At 63.3% G+C, this 14,490-nt stretch carries 19 protein-coding genes and 1 tRNA gene; 7 read left to right on the top strand and 13 right to left on the bottom strand.

Annotated features, from left to right (window positions below):
* The first annotated feature begins 103 nt into the window (after positions 1–103).
* A tRNA-Glu gene (locus CRO22_RS06475) sits at positions 104–178 on the top strand.
* 20 nt (positions 179–198) lie between these two features.
* On the opposite strand, the gene CRO22_RS06470 is transcribed toward CRO22_RS06475, so the two are convergent.
* The 7 genes from CRO22_RS06470 to CRO22_RS06440 all read right to left on the bottom strand — a co-directional run bounded on the left by CRO22_RS06470 (position 199) and on the right by CRO22_RS06440 (position 3,710).
* Positions 199–1,110, bottom strand: coding sequence for a tyrosine-type recombinase/integrase (locus tag CRO22_RS06470; protein WP_245860902.1), 912 nt, complete (start codon positions 1,108–1,110; stop codon positions 199–201).
* 158 nt (positions 1,111–1,268) lie between these two features.
* A complete protein-coding gene (locus tag CRO22_RS06465) occupies positions 1,269–1,451 on the bottom strand; it encodes a hypothetical protein (protein ID WP_097069319.1) in 183 nt (60 codons plus the stop codon).
* 4 nt (positions 1,452–1,455) lie between these two features.
* Positions 1,456–2,052 carry a head maturation protease, ClpP-related gene (locus CRO22_RS06460; RefSeq protein WP_097069318.1) on the bottom strand — a complete coding sequence of 199 codons (597 nt, stop codon included), beginning with the start codon at positions 2,050–2,052 and terminating at the stop codon, positions 1,456–1,458.
* On the bottom strand, positions 2,049–2,654 hold the full coding sequence (locus tag CRO22_RS06455; RefSeq protein WP_097069317.1) for a hypothetical protein: 606 nt from the start codon (positions 2,652–2,654) through the stop codon (positions 2,049–2,051). Before CRO22_RS06455 ends, CRO22_RS06460 begins: the two co-directional genes overlap by 4 nt.
* A gap of 77 nt (positions 2,655–2,731) precedes the next feature.
* A complete protein-coding gene (locus CRO22_RS06450) occupies positions 2,732–3,037 on the bottom strand; it encodes a hypothetical protein (protein WP_097069316.1) in 306 nt (101 codons plus the stop codon).
* Complete coding sequence (locus CRO22_RS06445; RefSeq protein ID WP_097069315.1) at positions 3,034–3,543, bottom strand: hypothetical protein; 510 nt, start codon at positions 3,541–3,543, stop codon at positions 3,034–3,036. The genes CRO22_RS06450 and CRO22_RS06445 overlap by 4 nt, the downstream gene beginning before the upstream one ends.
* Positions 3,544–3,557: 14 nt before the next feature.
* Positions 3,558–3,710, bottom strand: coding sequence for an Arc family DNA-binding protein (locus CRO22_RS06440; RefSeq protein WP_217991879.1), 153 nt, complete (start codon positions 3,708–3,710; stop codon positions 3,558–3,560).
* A gap of 41 nt (positions 3,711–3,751) precedes the next feature.
* On the opposite strand from CRO22_RS06440, the gene CRO22_RS06435 reads away from it, so the two are divergent.
* From CRO22_RS06435 to CRO22_RS06425, 3 genes are all read left to right on the top strand, one after another.
* Complete coding sequence (locus CRO22_RS06435) at positions 3,752–4,087, top strand: Arc family DNA-binding protein (protein ID WP_217991878.1); 336 nt, start codon at positions 3,752–3,754, stop codon at positions 4,085–4,087.
* Positions 4,088–4,106: 19 nt separating this feature from the next.
* Positions 4,107–4,313: a hypothetical protein gene (locus CRO22_RS06430; RefSeq protein WP_097069313.1), complete on the top strand. Its 207-nt coding sequence runs from the start codon at positions 4,107–4,109 to the stop codon at positions 4,311–4,313.
* Positions 4,314–4,815: 502 nt separating this feature from the next.
* On the top strand, positions 4,816–5,280 hold the full coding sequence (locus CRO22_RS06425; protein WP_097069312.1) for a helix-turn-helix domain-containing protein: 465 nt from the start codon (positions 4,816–4,818) through the stop codon (positions 5,278–5,280).
* A 286-nt stretch (positions 5,281–5,566) separates the two neighbouring features.
* Here the strand turns inward: CRO22_RS06425 and CRO22_RS06420 are convergent, their stop codons facing one another.
* From CRO22_RS06420 to CRO22_RS06400, 5 genes are all read right to left on the bottom strand, one after another.
* On the bottom strand, positions 5,567–7,021 hold the full coding sequence (locus CRO22_RS06420; RefSeq protein ID WP_097069311.1) for a phage major capsid protein: 1,455 nt from the start codon (positions 7,019–7,021) through the stop codon (positions 5,567–5,569).
* Between the two features lie 79 nt (positions 7,022–7,100).
* Positions 7,101–7,529, bottom strand: coding sequence for a hypothetical protein (locus CRO22_RS06415; protein ID WP_141399422.1), 429 nt, complete (start codon positions 7,527–7,529; stop codon positions 7,101–7,103).
* Positions 7,530–7,818: 289 nt separating this feature from the next.
* A complete protein-coding gene (locus CRO22_RS06410) occupies positions 7,819–9,015 on the bottom strand; it encodes an AAA family ATPase (RefSeq protein ID WP_097069309.1) in 1,197 nt (398 codons plus the stop codon).
* A complete protein-coding gene (locus tag CRO22_RS18640; RefSeq protein WP_141399421.1) occupies positions 9,012–9,365 on the bottom strand; it encodes a hypothetical protein in 354 nt (117 codons plus the stop codon). Before CRO22_RS18640 ends, CRO22_RS06410 begins: the two co-directional genes overlap by 4 nt.
* 234 nt (positions 9,366–9,599) lie before the next feature.
* Positions 9,600–10,472 (bottom strand): DMT family transporter, encoded by an 873-nt coding sequence (locus CRO22_RS06400; protein ID WP_097069308.1) that lies wholly within the window; start codon positions 10,470–10,472, stop codon positions 9,600–9,602.
* A 126-nt stretch (positions 10,473–10,598) separates the two neighbouring features.
* Between CRO22_RS06400 and CRO22_RS06395 the strand changes: the two genes are divergently transcribed.
* From CRO22_RS06395 to CRO22_RS06385, 3 genes are read left to right on the top strand one after another with little or no spacing between them, the layout of a single operon-like run.
* A complete protein-coding gene (locus CRO22_RS06395; RefSeq protein ID WP_097069307.1) occupies positions 10,599–11,477 on the top strand; it encodes an S-methyl-5'-thioadenosine phosphorylase in 879 nt (292 codons plus the stop codon).
* A 3-nt stretch (positions 11,478–11,480) separates the two neighbouring features.
* Positions 11,481–12,011 carry an adenine phosphoribosyltransferase gene (locus CRO22_RS06390; RefSeq protein ID WP_097069562.1) on the top strand — a complete coding sequence of 177 codons (531 nt, stop codon included), beginning with the start codon at positions 11,481–11,483 and terminating at the stop codon, positions 12,009–12,011.
* Positions 12,011–12,850, top strand: coding sequence for a hypothetical protein (locus CRO22_RS06385; protein WP_097069306.1), 840 nt, complete (start codon positions 12,011–12,013; stop codon positions 12,848–12,850). The genes CRO22_RS06390 and CRO22_RS06385 overlap by 1 nt, the downstream gene beginning before the upstream one ends.
* 232 nt (positions 12,851–13,082) lie before the next feature.
* Here the strand turns inward: CRO22_RS06385 and CRO22_RS06380 are convergent, their stop codons facing one another.
* Positions 13,083–14,486, bottom strand: coding sequence for an FAD-binding oxidoreductase (locus tag CRO22_RS06380; protein WP_097069305.1), 1,404 nt, complete (start codon positions 14,484–14,486; stop codon positions 13,083–13,085).
* Positions 14,487–14,490 lie beyond the last annotated feature (4 nt).

Here is a 14,490-nt window from a genome sequence, read left to right as displayed (position 1 = left end):
CAAAGAAAGTTTGAAAAATCTGCAAAATCCCTCTTGCGAGTCACGCACGCCTGGCCTAAACACCGCCCCACGCTGCACGGCAAAGCGCTGAAGCAGCAACGGTGGCCCGTTCGTCTATCGGTTAGGACGTCAGGTTTTCAACCTGAAAAGAGGGGTTCGACTCCCCTACGGGCTGCCACCACAATCCGCAACATGTTGTTATTCATCGGGTTTTACCGCCTTCCTGTCCAACTTCGTAACTGAGTTGGACATGTTGCCCAATTTCGCGAACCCACTATCAGCCAGCTTCGAGCGGTTGGCCTTCTTGGTGTAGGTCGCGGCCTCTTTCGTGTCGGTATGGGCGAGATAGGAAGCCACTTCCCATTCGCTCGCCCCGGCATCCGCAAGGCGTGTTGCACCAGCCTTGCGCAGCCCATGCAATGAGCCTGGGACGCCCGCCTCTTTGCACCGATCCCTAAACCAGTTGCCCAGCGTCTCGGGCTTGTAGCCAATCGGGCGCTTGTCCTGAGTGATCAGAAGCAGCCTGTCTTTGGGCAGCTTATCCAGTTCCTCGGCCAGTTCGGGCAGGATCGGCAGATCAGCCGCAACAGAGGTCTTGCCGCGCCGATAGGCGATCCGGTCGCGGCCTTCCCGCGTGGCAATATGCTGCCAGCCCACGCCGCAAAGGTCTTGCCGCGCCATGCCGGTATTGAGCGCCAGAAGCAGCACAAGACGCGCCTTTGATCCGGGGCCATGTCGGGCAAGGAAGCGGTCAACCTCTGCATCGGTCCAGGTGTGATAGCCGTCCGGGTTGGTCTTCATGTGCTCGGCAAAGCGCGCCGGGTTGGGGCCGGAATAGCCCAGCTTCTTGGCCGCGAAGTTGAACAGCATGGAGAGGTTTTTCTTGACGGTGTTCGCCGCCGCCGGGCCGGTCTTCTTGCCCATCAGGGCTTCGACGTGCTTGACCTCGATCCGCGCAAAAGGAAGGTCCCCGGCCCGGTCGCGGAGCCAATCGAGTTCGCCGCGAATGCTGCGCTTGCGCGAATCCGACAGGTTCTTGAATTTGAGGCTGCTAAGATATTGCTCGATCAGCCACGCTACGGTGTCGGGCGCGGCGGTCGAGGTCGGCACCTTGGCCCCCTGCAACGCCGCCTCATAGGCCGCAAGGAATGCAGGGCTGCCGTAGGGGCCGGGAATGTTGCAGCGAAAATCCCCGGCCTCGAATTTCCAGTAGATGCGGCCCTTGACACGATTAGGTCGAACACCGGGGAAAGGGTTCTTGCGGCCCCTCATTTCAACAGCCTGTCGCAAGGGTTGGTGATCACGTCTGCATCGACACCCTCGGGGAAAATCGCGACCTTGCCGGTGCGATGATCGACTTCAATCTTGCCAATGCGCAAACCGCCCTCGATCGCCGCCGCGACAGTGCGCTTGATTTCGGCCTGAGAGACAAGGGCAGGACGGCCAGCCATAATTTTAGACCTCCGCCTTCCGCGTCCAGCCCTTCGACTTCGCCAGCTGGACCAGCGAGCGGGGGGCGGCATTGAAACGGGTGTAGTCGAATGCGGCCACCGGGCGGGCGCGCTCGTTCGGCCCGGTGATCTCGTCGCAGAAGTTTAGGGCGAGGGCTTCCTCGGCTGTCATCCAGGTTTCCTCTGCCATCCAGGCACGAATCCGCGCAACCGGCTGCCCCGTCGCGCGGGAATAGGCTTCGGCATAAGTGCCCGTGAGCTTGTCGAGCGTATCGGCCTCGCCGCGCAGCTCGCCCGCGGTGCCGAAGATCACCGAAGCCGGTTCATGGATCATCATATGCGCGGAGGAATGCATCAGGACATGTTTCGCCGCGACGGCCACCAGCGAGGCCGCAGAGGCCGCAAGCCCGACAACCTGCACGGTGACCCGCCCATGATCTTGCACAAGCGCCATGATCCCGGCCCCCTCGTGCGCATCGCCCCCGGGCGAGTTGACGATGATCTGCGCCGCGCCGGGGTTCGCTTCAAGGAAGCGCCCGACGCTCGCGGTGGTGTTCTCGCCCTCACCAATCAGCCCGTTGATGTGCAGCGCCTCGGTCACTCTGCCGCCTCCTCGCTATCGGAAATCTTGAAGATGCTGCGCCCGTCGACGACATAGCCTGCCGCCTTGGCGCGCGCCCGGAGGAGCCGATAGGCCTCCGGGATCGAGGCCAGCGAGATGGACGGGCCAGCGACACAGCGGTATTCGAAATCGCCGTTGCCGCTTTTTTGCACTTGCCCGACGCGCTTGAGGCCATCGAGAATCGTGCTTTGAACTTCATCGAGGGTGCCCGCACCGTAGAGAGCCACCGGTTCCCAGTTGATCCCGGTGAACGGGTCTTCGATCGCGTTCGACATTGCGAGGACGAAGCGCGGGGTGCACGGCATCGAGTTCTCGATTTCATCGAGGAACTTATCGAGCGCAAGGGAGTGCGCCCGGACCGTTTCCCCGATGACGGTGACACTCACCCCTTGCGCCGCGAGCACTTCAGCGATGACGAGAGCCAAAGCGTGCCGCCCGGTGTAACGGCGTTGGCCAGCGTCTCCGAAGTCATCGGCATCGTTCCAGGGCGCATCGCCGGATTTCTGGATATTGCGGATTGCTTCGCGTGGGCGGCCGGTGATCTCCGCGAGAGCCTGAAGCCGGATCGTGTCTTTCGTCATTTTTCGCTCCTATGTGGGTTTCCTAAAACCTATTTCATATATGGTTCCCGTGCAACCCACTTTGTTGATCGTTTATCTCACGTCATCATCGGTTCCCGCACGATCGGGCTCGCTTCCTGCTTAAGACCAATCGCGGCCTTCAGCTCGTTCGCAAGTTCAACCGAGCTCTTGGTGGGCAGCCCGTCATCGATCAGCATCATGAGGTGCTGTGCGACTTCGAGCGTGCTCGCCACGCTCTCACATACGGCCCTGTCATCCATCGCGGACGAGCCGTTTTCGAGCGCAAGGCGGCAAGTGGTGATGATGGAACCGGCCAGAAAAGCCCGGGTTTCGGCAAGTGGCAGGTCCCCCTTCTCGGGGCTAAGCGCGACTGTCGCAATCATGACCGGGCCTCGCTGCCGATCGCTTCGGCCAGGGCAACCAGCTCGGAGCGCCGGACGACCGCATAAGTTCGATCATCGAAGAACGGGAGCGCATCCGCCGCGAGCGTCAAGAGCTGCGCCGCGAGATCAAGACGCGGGCCGGGACCCGAGTTGAGATAGCAGACATCACGAAAAACCCGTTCCACGCGGCCAATGACCATAGAGTGACACTCTTCGCGATCGATGAAGTGAATTGTCCCGTCCGGGCTGACCACGCGGCACTTCCCGCCAGACCACATGGAAAACTGCGCGATTTCACCCGTGACCAGCCTGTATTTGGCATCCGCAGTAACGCGATCGGCAGGAGGGATCTGGATCATGTCGCCCTCGCGATACCTCAAAGCGGGGACATCGGAGAGAACGCGCACAAAATGCACGGATCTTGTCTCTTCAGCGCTGCTGAAGCGGGAAGTTTTGACGGCAGGCAAGCCGGGGACGTTCCCCGAAGTGGGGTTAAAAGCGTTCATCGTGTTTCCTCTTGTCAGGCTGCGGTTTGTTCGGCCCGGGCCTTCGCGGCCCGGATCACCTGGACAACCTCGGAGTTTTGCGAGCGCCCGTTGCACTCGGCCTGATCCTTGATCCAGTCCTTCAGATCGGGCGGAAGGCGAAGCTGCATCGGCTTACGGTCGGTCATTGCAAACTCCATGATGTCCAAGTGACATTACTATATGTCCAATGGACATCATTGCGTCAAGCTATTTCCTGTGTCCATTTGACATCATGCCAGAGCAAGAGAAACGAGCCCTATCCGACAAGTTCATGCTTCGCCTTCCCGATGGGATGCGCGACCGGATCAAGGCGGCGGCGGATGCCAGCAACCGCAGCATGAATGCCGAAATCGTCGCCACGCTCGAAGAGAAGTATCCCGCCCGCGATGATGCGCTGATCGAGGCTCTGGAGCAGTTCTCGAAGCAGCTCCCCAAGATCAGCATGGAAGAGGCCCTGCGGCGCATGAAGGAATTCGAAGACCAGATCAGGGCTTCGAAGGAAGGCAAGTCAACGTCCCCCTGAGCGAGTGAATGAGGATGAAATGACAAAGCTGAATGCCGCTGAAATTCTGAATTGGATCGAAGGGACCGCGACGCCTGGCGACTCACAGGATCAGATCAGGGGACGCTTTCAGAAGATGTTCTGCGAAGGCGAGAGCAAGGCAGCCAGGGCACAGCTACAGAGCGAGTTGCGCTTGGCGCTGACGATGTGGGAGTTGAAGCGACGTCAAACCCGGCCTAACGGCTGATCGGTGTCTTGCGTGATTGCAATTCCAAGCTGAGCCTTGAGAGCCGGCAATGGGCTGAGAAGTTTGCCACGAGCTATGTTGCTTCAGAGTGTCGCGCATATACTGTCAATTTGACAGTCCGTAAACCCTTTGTTACCTTGACCGTGCCTAGATTGACCTATCATCTTGACGGTATGGCCGTGCTGATTCCCTTTCGAAAGCCAATGACACCGCAACTATTCGAACAGGAAGTTCGAGGAAGGGCGCAGTTCTCCCATATGGTGGTCCAAACGGACCATCTTAAAGAGCAGATGATGGCGCGAGACGTGACGTTCCGCCAAGTGCCCAACACGCTAAGAAAAGGCTCACTTAAGAAGCCTCCAGAATACAATGCCCAACACGCAACATACGAAGGAGCAATGACATATCACGGAACCGGGAGGGAAGTCACCGTCATTTGCGCAATCCGCGGAAGTGAACTGACCGTTTTCGCCGTGACTGTCTACTGATCCAGGAGACGACTATGCAAACTCACCAGGAGAAGTATCATTATACCGAATGCGGACTAGACACTGTCTATCTCCTGAACGGCTTCGAAGTGACCGAAACACCCTACGGAAGAGGCGTTTCCATTCATGATGTCGACGGGCTGCACCGTGCCATCGGCTTGCAGCTCTCCGAGCAAAGTGCCCCTCTTTCCGGTCGCGAGTTTCGCTTTATCAGACATGAACTTGACCTGTCCCAAAAAGCATTAGCAGTGCTCATCGGCGTTGATGAGCAGTCCATTGCTCGTTGGGAGAAGGACAAGACCAAGATCCCGGCTCCGGCACAGCGCCTTGTCGGGGCATACTACAGAGATAAAGTGAACGACGAAGAGACAGGACTTGCAGATGCTCTTGAACGTTTGTCGGCGCTCGATGCTGAGATGCACAGGCTTATGACGCTTGCCAGATCGAGTGAAGATCAGTGGATCGTTTGCGCGGCCTGAGGGCGACAACCCTCGGTCCTTTGCGTAACTGTTCCGGTGAACTTAGCCCACGCCATTGTTGGCGTGGGCATCACTTTGCCAAGACATCTCGAACTTTAGAGAAAACAGCGGCCCCACCCAAGGGCGAGGCCGCTTCGGTGAGCCGCCGTCGCCCCGGAAGGCCCAAGGCCGCGACTCTGCCGGGGTTTGCCCACTCACCGGCGAACGGGGATGGCTGCCAATGCCTATGGCGGTCCCATCCTGACCATTCGTTGGGTGACCGCGCGACGCGGTCACCCGCGCGCGCTTACTCGCCCGGGTTCATGAACCAGGCGCGGTGATCTGCGAAGCCGCAGCCGAAATCGAGCCGGACCTTGAATTCCATCGAATCCACGTCGAAGCCCTCGCGGGTGAAGATCTGCGGCCCCTTGGCGCCGTCCAGATAGGCATGGAGCATCCCATCCGGCACGCCCGGCGCCGCCGAGAGATACCAGCGCTTCGCGTTCGTCAGGTTCGCATCCACCAACACCTCGAGCTTTTCCGAGAACGGGTTGACCTGATCGACGCTCGCGGCGGTGATCGCGGCAACGAGCTGCTGCGCCGCGGTTTCCAGTTCGGGCGGCACGATCAGGAACGCCGGTTGCACCTGGATCGCCTCGCCCGAAAGCCCCTTCTGCCGGCGCAACGCGGTGCGCGCGACGGTGAGCGAGGTGACATTCGGCGCGGCACCGATCGCCGCAAGGTTGCCGTGATCCGCATGGAACAGCGTCTTGCCGTCCTGCATCGTCGGCCCGAGGCCCGCGTTCTTTTCGAGCAGCGAGGCAAAGAGCTTCGCTTCGGTCAGCGCGGCGCCAGTGCCCTGAAGGCGCGCGGCATTGCTCAGAACGCCCAGGTCATCATTGACGAAGGCCTGCCGGGTCAGGGCGAACACCTTGCCATAGGTCTCGACGGCGAAGGCCTCACCCGCTTCCGCGATCGTGCCGCGGGTGAACTCGCCCGCCTCGTTCACCTTGTCGAGCCCCATCCCGTTCGACACCTGCACCGTGTTGATGGGGCGGAAGTCCGAGGCCGTCACCTCGCGCGAGGCGCGTTTGAGCTGGCCTTCCGATGCCACATAGGCATTGAGCAGGAGTTGGTTCGAGGCGATCCCGAGGGCGATCGGGAAATCATCGCTCACATGCAGCCCGCTCATGAACTGCCGCGCGCCGCGACGGCTCGCGCCGCTCTCGAAGCGCGCCAGATCTTCAAGGCGCATTTGCGCGAACTCACGCCCATGCGTCGGCACATGGCCCGCCATCATCCGCGCCAGGAGGCCATCGGCCATGCAATCGGCAAGGCTCGGGCTGCCGCCCGCACGCGCGGAAACCATCGAAGCCGTGCCGCGCGCGAGATCCGGTGCGGCGGTGCGTCCGTTGGGCTCATTCGCGGCCATGATCGCGGCGGCTTCCTCGCCCGCCGCTTTTGCGATCGCCTGGGCGATCTGCGCCGGGTCCTCGATCCCGGAACCGGCGCGCAGCGCGTGCTTCGAGATCCGCAGCATGGCGGCGGCATCGAGGCGCCCCGAATGGAGGAACGGCGCGGCCATCTGGGCAACCTGAGCGAGTCCTTGCGCCGTGGCATCGGCTGCGGCGAGGCTCACGCCATGCGCCGCCATCAGGTCGGCCTGATCGGGCGGCAGGCCCGCCTTCGAGGCGGCAAGCCGCATCTGGGCGAGGTGACGGGCGGTCGGTTGCGCCGCGCCGGTGGTGTGCTTGTCGAGCATGTGAAACTCCTTTGCGTCTCGACGTTGAGCGGTGCGGCCGCTCTTCCGGCCCCCGACATCGGGGGCGACAACAACAACCCTAATCGGAAGGAGGTATCTTGATACCTCTCTGCCCTGAAACGGGGTGCGAATTACCCGCGTGCGGTAGGGTGCCTGGAAGGACCCGCGCCGGATCTTCTGGCACCGCACAGCTTGTTAAGCCGCCCGCCTTGTTAAGGCTTGCCCTAATGTTAAGCGGCGTTACATGCTCGGGGTGCGAATTACCCGCGCACGGATAGCCTGCGGGAAGGACCCGAAGCGCCCCGATCTCGGGCAGCCGGTAGGAGATTTCGAGCTCGATGCGCATTGCGCGCAGCTTGCGCTTCATTGCCGCCAGCTGATCCTTGGCTCGCAGCGAGAGGCATTCGCTGCGCAGCACCACGTCCGAAAGCGCGCGATCGAGTGCGAGGATCTGCAAGCGGGTCAGGGCTGCATCGTCAGGGCTCGCCCCGTTCTTCGCCATCGTCACGCCGCACCCCCGATCCTTGCCCGGACAGACAGAACCGCCCCGGGCGTGTCCCGGGGGTGGGATGGTTCCCCCCCTAAAGGGGGGAAACCATTCCCCCGCCTTGTCCGGTCCACAATGCGCCGTGCGGCCTTGTCCGGACATGAGGCGGACACGGAGCGATTGCGGATATTTTCATTGTATTTCATTGCCTTGACTGCGTGCCCGGACATGCCGGACAGGGCCGGACACGCGCCCATGTCCGGAAGCATCGGACACGCCGGACAGAGGCGGACAAAGAGGCGTGTCCGGATCATTCCACCCTCCACACCAGTTCGTCGCGCACCACGATCAATCGCTCGGTTTCCAGCCCTTCCCGCGCGCGGCGGAAGGCCTTGAGCTGCGTGTCCCGGTTGTCCGAGGTCGAGAGGGTGCCCGCCGCTATGCAGGCATCCCGCCACTGATCGAGCGCCACGCCGGGCCCGCTCGGGTAGTGCGGCTTGCGGTGGATCTCCCCCGCTTCCGCAAGCACCTTGTCGAGAAGATCGAGCGCAACCCGCGCCGATCCCGTAACCTCCGCGTGGCCCGCCCGGGCGGTCTCCACCGGCTCGACAAAGCAGGACGTGACCTGATCGCCGTCTTGATCGTGGCCAAGTTCCTTTCGACGCAGAGTGTAAGCGAAGCGATCGCCGGTCGGCCCGTCGCGTTGCTTCGTCACCTCTGCCGTGATCTGGCCCACTTCATCGCGGGTCAGTTCGATTTCCGTATCAATCGCCGCGCGCAACGAAGAATGCCCCCGCGCGCCCCGCGCCACGTCCTTGCCGGTGTGATGCACCAGCATGATATGCGCGCCCGTGGCGCGGCGGATATGGTCAAGGCTCGCCACCAGATGCGCAATGTCGGGCGCGGTGTTTTCATCAAGGCCGCCCATCACCCGGGCGAGCGTGTCGAAGATGATCAGCGAGAACGGCTCGTTATGAACGGCGGCGAGGTGCTGCAACGCCTCGGAAAGCGGCGCGGCGGCCCCCTTGCTCCCGGTCAGGGTCAGCGGCCCGTTATAGACCCAGAATTCCGGATCTTCGAGCGCGGCAACGCGGTTGGCAAAGCTACCGCCCCCCTCCGCGGCGACATAGAGCACCTTCCCCTTACGTGTGCGCCGCCCGCCCCAGCTGAGCCCCTTGGCAACGTGGTGGGCGATGTCGAGGGCAAGGAAGCTCTTGCCCACATTCGACGGGCCATAGAGGACCGAAACCCCGCCCCGATCGAGCCAACCTTTCACAAGGTAGGGGCGTTCGAGCTGGCGCTCTATGTTGCCCGCAAAGGTGATCGCGCCCAGCATGGCCATGGCGCGAGGTTTCAGCGCGTCGGGATTGCCCCGCAATGGCCGGACATTCCCGCCCGCGCCCCGCGCTTCTTCGATGGGCGCAACATCCTCGGCCCGGCCCATCACTTCGCGCACGCGCTCGATACCGCCAACCTTCGAAGGATCGCTTCCATTTTCGGAGTTCATGCCGCACCCCCGCTAAACGCATGGGCGCAGATCACTTCGGCTTGTTCCGGGTGCAGAGAATGCAGCGCGGCAATCAGGATTGCGGCGCGCTCGCCCGTGGTCAGCCGTGCAGCCCAGACGCTTGCCACCGCCTGCCACGCTTCGGGCGTGTCGAGGATCAGACCATAACCGAGAAGCTTAGCGGCGCGCTTGTGGCTGTCTTTGGCGAGGGCTTGGATCGGATTTTGGGGCGCTTTTCCGTTGGACGTTTGGGGAATTTCCCCTTTCCGTTCAATGGGTGTTTGGCGCGCAGTTGGACGTGCCGGGAAATTGATTTCATTGGGAAAGGTGTGCCCCCTACGGGCTGCCACCTTCCAAAAATTGCACTGAATACATTCACTTTTTCGCCGTTTTTGTATCAAGGCGAGAGGGTGGCACAACGTTCCCTGTCTGTTCCGCACCCATCACAAGCCGCTTTCGAACCGCCGCGCGGGTATAGCGCTCTGCCTCGGCAAGGGTCTGGTGACCGCCCCACGCCATGATCGCATGCGCAGATCCGCCCGCTTCGGCAATTGCCGTCAAGTGGCTCTTGCGCGGGCCATGTGCTAACGTGGGCTTTGGCGCTGGTTCCGGGCAGAGCGCAAAAGCGTATAGACCCCGGAAGCAACCACCAACGCTGCCCCTGCCAGCGTGGCCGCATCGGGCCGCTCACCAAAGACAAGCACGCCGAGAATGAGCGCGAAGACGAGCCGGGTGTAGCGAAACGGCGTGATCACGGAAACGTCACCCATCCGCATCGCCGCGGTGAGCGCCCAATAAGCCGCGACGCCCACAGCCACGGCCCCCGCAATCGGCCAAAGCGCGTCCGGGTGCGGCGGGGCAGCACCGCCCGTCACCGCAAGAATGATCGCGCCCGCGGGCACAAGCGCGGCAAAGCCGTAGATGCCAAGCTGGAAGTTCGTCAGCACCTTCGGCGCGGCCCGGGTTGCGAGGTCGCGCCCGGCAAAGCCCAAAAGGCCCAGCACGGTCCAGAGCGCGGCGGGCACGAACCCTTCGAGTCCCGGCCGCAAGATCACCAGAACCCCGACAAATCCGACCGCGATCGCCGCCCAGCGCCGCGGGCCGACTTTCTCGCGAAACAGGAGCGCTGCTCCCGCCACCACGACAAGCGGGGTCGCCTGCAAGATCGCCGAGGCGTTGGAAAGCGGTGTCAGCGCGATGCCGAGCGTATAGCCGAGCCGCCCGGTGATCTCGAAAGCCGCCTTGAGCAGCATGAGCCGGCTCGCCACGGCGCGGTGCCAGATACCTTGGCCCGCGCCGAGGGCAAGCGATGCAAAGACCGCCGTGCCGCCGAGCCCGAACAGGATCAGCACCTCCCCCACCGGCAAAGCCCCCGTCGCCCGCTTGACGAACATGTCCTCAAGCGCAAAGAGCCCCATCGCGAGCACCATCAGCCCCGCGCCGCGCAGGTTTTCCATCACGCTCTCCCAGTTCTTCCGGCGGGTGAAAATATGACGCGGAGTGCAAAGGGTCTATGCCCTTTCCACCGCGCGCCCCCCGGCCTAATCTCGGCCCGCCGCACAAGCAAGCGCGAGAGGAAGGCCATGACTGCAGAACGGGTGATCGGGGTGATCGGGGGCTCGGGTGTCTATGACATCGCCGGGCTCGAAGGGGCAACATGGCAGGCGGTCGAAACCACCTTTGGCGCGCCCTCGGATGAACTGCTCGTCGGCTATTATGATGGCGTGAAAATGGTGTTCCTGCCGCGTCACGGCCGCGGCCACCGCTTCACGCCAACAAGCGTGCCGTACCGTGCCAATATTGCCGCGATGAAGATGATGGGGGTGACCGATCTCGTCGCCGTCTCCGCCGTGGGCTCGCTGCGCGAAGATTACGCGCCGGGCGATTTTGTCGTGGTCGATCAATATATCGACCGCACTTTTGCCCGCGCCAAGAGCTTTTTTGACACCGGGCTCGTGGGCCATGTCTCGGTGGCCCATCCGACCTGTGCCCGGCTCTCCGCGCTTTGCGCCGAGGCGGCGCGCAAGATCGGTGTGACAGTCCACGCGGGCGGCACCTATGTGGCGATGGAGGGTCCGCAATTTTCCACCCAGGCCGAAAGCGAGCTTTACCGCTCCTGGCATGCCGATGTGATCGGCATGACCGGCATGCCCGAGGCCAAACTCGCCCGCGAAGCGGAGATGTGCTACGCCTGCGTGGCGATGGTGACGGATTTCGATTGCTGGCACCCGGATCATGATGCCGTGGATGTGGCGCAGGTGGTGGCCACCGCGATCGCCAATGCCGACAAGGCGCGCAATCTTGTGGCTGCGCTCCCCGCGCTGCTCAAGGGCCCGGCCGAGACCTGTGCGAAGGGCTGCACCCATGCCCTCGATGGCGCGATCATGACCGCGCCCGCCAAACGCGACCCCGAAGTGATCGCCCGTCTGATGCCCGTGATGGGCCGCGTCCTGAAAGGCTGAATGATGAAGACCGTCAAGGATTACATCCGCACCATCGCCGATTTCCCGCATGAGGGGATCATGTTCCGCGATGTCACCACGCTCTTTGCCGACCCGCGCGGCTTCCGCATGGCGATCGACCAGCTTCTGCACCCCTGGGCGGGCGAGAAGATCGACAAGGTGGTGGGGCTCGAGGCGCGCGGCTTCATTCTGGGCGGCGCCATCGCGCACCAGCTCTCCAAGGGCTTCGTGCCGATCCGCAAAAAAGGCAAGCTGCCGGGCCAGACCATCAGCCAAGCCTACAAGCTCGAATATGGCGAGGCGATCATGGAGCTCCATGACGATGCGATCCAGGCGGGCGAGAAGGTGCTGATCGTCGATGACCTGCTCGCGACGGGGGGCACCTGCGGCGCGGCGATCCAGCTCGTCGAGCGGCTCGGCGGCGATATTGTCGGCTGCTCCTTCATCGTCGATCTGCCCGAACTGGGCGGCCGCAAACTGCTTGAGGGCCTCGGCATGGACGTGAACGTGCTATGCGAGTTCGAGGGCGCGTGATGCGACGGGGCGGGCTCGCGCTCGCCCTGATGCTCGCGGCGGGCCCGGCCGCGGCCGATATCGCCCGCCCGCAAAGCCTCGATGCGCTGCTCGTCGTGCTGCAAAATGCCGTTGCCGCCACCGGCGATGCGACCGAAATCCGCCCCGATCCCTCGGCGCACCGGCTCTTTCTCACCTGGAAGGGCACCCAGCTCGTTGCCGACCCGCACAACCTTTTCATGGCGATGCAGGGGGCTATGACCGATGCCGAGCGACAAGAGATGCTTGATGCCTATCTTGCCGCCTTCGACGATCTCGTGGCACTTGAGGGCGGCGTGCTCGACCCTGCCCGACTGCTGCCGATCCTGCGCCCCTCGACTTTCGCCGAGCATCTGCCCGAAGCGCGCAAGATCGCCGCAGTTCCCTGGGCGGCGGGACTCTCGATCTATCTGGTCGAGGACCGCGCTTCGAGCACGGCTTACGTCACCCCCGAGCGGCTCAAGGGCGCCGGGCTCGATGGTGCGTCCGCCACGAAAGCCGCACTTGCCAATCTCGCCACCCACAAGACGCGGTTCGAGCCGCTCGGCACGCAGCGCTGGGCGCTTGTGCTCGACGGTACATACGAAAGCTCGCTTCTGCTCGATAACGAACTCTGGCGCCGCTTCGCCGAGGATCAGGGCCCGCCGATCATGGTGGTACCAAACCGCGATACAGTGGTGGTGGATACGAGCGGCACCCCCGAGGCCGCGGCGGATCTCGCGGCTTTTGCCCGGGCGATGCAGCAGGCCAACCCCTACCCGGTCTCCGATCAGGTGTTTCGCTGGACCGGTCAGGCCTGGGCCGTCCTGTCACCCCCCTGAGGCAACAGCGCGCGGCTTCCCCGGGGCATAGGGCCCCAAAATCCGCGGCTTACTCAAAATGGGGTGAATCGCGTTAATCTTTTCATAACCCGAATCGCGCTACTCAAAACGTGCCTGATGGTTCGGCTGCTTGCAAACACGTGAACCAATAGAGCAGCGCCCTGCCGCCCCCGGCAGGGCGCACCTATTTTCCACCCATGTCATCAATGCCTTATATTGGCCACCCTGGATCTCAGGTGGGCAGGATCACGCCGGGATTGAGAATCCCCCGCGGGTCGAGCGCCGCTTTCACCGCCCGCATCATCGTGAGCTTCGCCGGATCCGCGGTGCGGGCAAGCTCGCCCACTTTGAGCCGCCCGATGCCGTGTTCGGCCGAAATCGAGCCGTCGAACCGCTCCACCACCAGCCGGTGCACTGCTTCCATCACCGCATGGCGCTCATCGTCATATTCGGCCCGAGTGCGCCCCTCAGCCGGGAAAGCGTTGAAATGCAGATTGCCGTCACCAACATGGCCAAAACAGTTGATCCGGTAATCCCCCATCCCGGCCAGCATCGCCCCCGCCTCGCGGATGAAGGCCGGGATCTCGGCCACCGGCACGGCGATGTCATGGCTTGAAATCGCGCCGATGCGGCGGTTCGCCAGCGGGATCGACTCGCGCATCTGCCACAGGCGCGCGCGCTGCGCCTGCGATTGCGCGATCACGGCATCAGACACCCGCGCCCCCGCCGCCTCGTAAAGCGCACCAAAGGCGGCCTCTGCCTCCATGCCCTCGGGCAAGCCCAATTCGATCAGAACCGACCAGTCAGGGTCCGCCGCGAAGGGCAGGCTCACTTCCGGCCCGACAGCGCGCAAAAAGGCAAGCCCCTGCCCTGAAATCAGTTCAAAAGCGCTCACGCAGCCCGCAAGCTGCGCCTGCGCGATCCCGAGAAGCTCGACCGCCGCCTGCGGCGAGGCGACCGCAAAAACCGCCGTGCCCTCGACGGCGGGCGGCTCGACGAGCTTCAGGCTTGCCGCGGTGATCACGCCAAGGCTGCCCTCGGCGCCGATCATCAGATCGCGCAAATCGTAACCGGTATTGTCCTTGGCGAGACGTTTCAGCCCGTGCCAGATCGTGCCATCCGCCAGCACCACTTCGAGCCCAAGGCAGAGCGCGCGCGCATTGCCGTAGCGCAACACATTCACCCCGCCCGCATTGGTGGCGAGGCACCCGCCGATCTGCGCCGAGCCCTGGCTCGCCAGCGTGAGCGGAAAGCGTCGCCCGGCGACCTCTGCCTGCTCATGCACCGCCTGCAACGTCGCGCCCGCCTCGATCACAAGGCTCTGCGCGTCGATCGCGCGCAGCGCCGCCATCCGCTCGAGGCTCAGGAGCACCGGCGCGGGCCCTTCGGAGAGCACCTGCCCACCCACAAGCCCGGTGCCGCCGCCAAAGGGCACGACGCCGACCCGCCGGGCATGGCAGAACGCCAAAAGGGCCGAGACCTGTGCCGTGCTCTCGGGCCGCGCCAGCACGCCCGCCTGCCCTCTCCAGCGCCCGCGCGGCTCTTCCAGATACCGCGGCTCGGCCGCACCCAGCCAGAGCCCCGGCACCGCCTCGCCCAGAGTGCGGATGAACAGATCATCGGCCGGATTGAGCATCGCT

Source organism: Rhodobacter maris, assembly GCF_900217815.1.
Classification (GTDB): domain Bacteria; phylum Pseudomonadota; class Alphaproteobacteria; order Rhodobacterales; family Rhodobacteraceae; genus Rhodobacter; species Rhodobacter maris.
Note: the sequence above shows the minus strand (reverse complement) of the source record. Positions and strands in the feature narration are given on the sequence as shown.

What these genes read in the sequence shown, in the direction of transcription:
- CRO22_RS06420 (WP_097069311.1), bottom strand. Translation starts at nt 7,021, where the DNA reads ATGCTCGACAAGCACACCACCGGCGCGGCGCAACCGACCGCCCGTCAC.
- CRO22_RS06430 (WP_097069313.1), top strand. Translation starts at nt 4,107, where the DNA reads ATGACAAAGCTGAATGCCGCTGAAATTCTGAATTGGATCGAAGGGACC.
- CRO22_RS06450 (WP_097069316.1), bottom strand. Translation starts at nt 3,037, where the DNA reads ATGATTGCGACAGTCGCGCTTAGCCCCGAGAAGGGGGACCTGCCACTT.
- CRO22_RS06465 (WP_097069319.1), bottom strand. Translation starts at nt 1,451, where the DNA reads ATGGCTGGCCGTCCTGCCCTTGTCTCTCAGGCCGAAATCAAGCGCACT.
- CRO22_RS06380 (WP_097069305.1), bottom strand. Translation starts at nt 14,486, where the DNA reads ATGCTCAATCCGGCCGATGATCTGTTCATCCGCACTCTGGGCGAGGCG.
- CRO22_RS06445 (WP_097069315.1), bottom strand. Translation starts at nt 3,543, where the DNA reads ATGAACGCTTTTAACCCCACTTCGGGGAACGTCCCCGGCTTGCCTGCC.
- CRO22_RS06395 (WP_097069307.1), top strand. Translation starts at nt 10,599, where the DNA reads ATGACTGCAGAACGGGTGATCGGGGTGATCGGGGGCTCGGGTGTCTAT.
- CRO22_RS06425 (WP_097069312.1), top strand. Translation starts at nt 4,816, where the DNA reads ATGCAAACTCACCAGGAGAAGTATCATTATACCGAATGCGGACTAGAC.
- CRO22_RS06455 (WP_097069317.1), bottom strand. Translation starts at nt 2,654, where the DNA reads ATGACGAAAGACACGATCCGGCTTCAGGCTCTCGCGGAGATCACCGGC.
- CRO22_RS06400 (WP_097069308.1), bottom strand. Translation starts at nt 10,472, where the DNA reads ATGGAAAACCTGCGCGGCGCGGGGCTGATGGTGCTCGCGATGGGGCTC.
- CRO22_RS06410 (WP_097069309.1), bottom strand. Translation starts at nt 9,015, where the DNA reads ATGAACTCCGAAAATGGAAGCGATCCTTCGAAGGTTGGCGGTATCGAG.
- CRO22_RS06390 (WP_097069562.1), top strand. Translation starts at nt 11,481, where the DNA reads ATGAAGACCGTCAAGGATTACATCCGCACCATCGCCGATTTCCCGCAT.
- CRO22_RS06440 (WP_217991879.1), bottom strand. Translation starts at nt 3,710, where the DNA reads ATGACCGACCGTAAGCCGATGCAGCTTCGCCTTCCGCCCGATCTGAAG.
- CRO22_RS06385 (WP_097069306.1), top strand. Translation starts at nt 12,011, where the DNA reads ATGCGACGGGGCGGGCTCGCGCTCGCCCTGATGCTCGCGGCGGGCCCG.
- CRO22_RS06435 (WP_217991878.1), top strand. Translation starts at nt 3,752, where the DNA reads ATGGACATCATTGCGTCAAGCTATTTCCTGTGTCCATTTGACATCATG.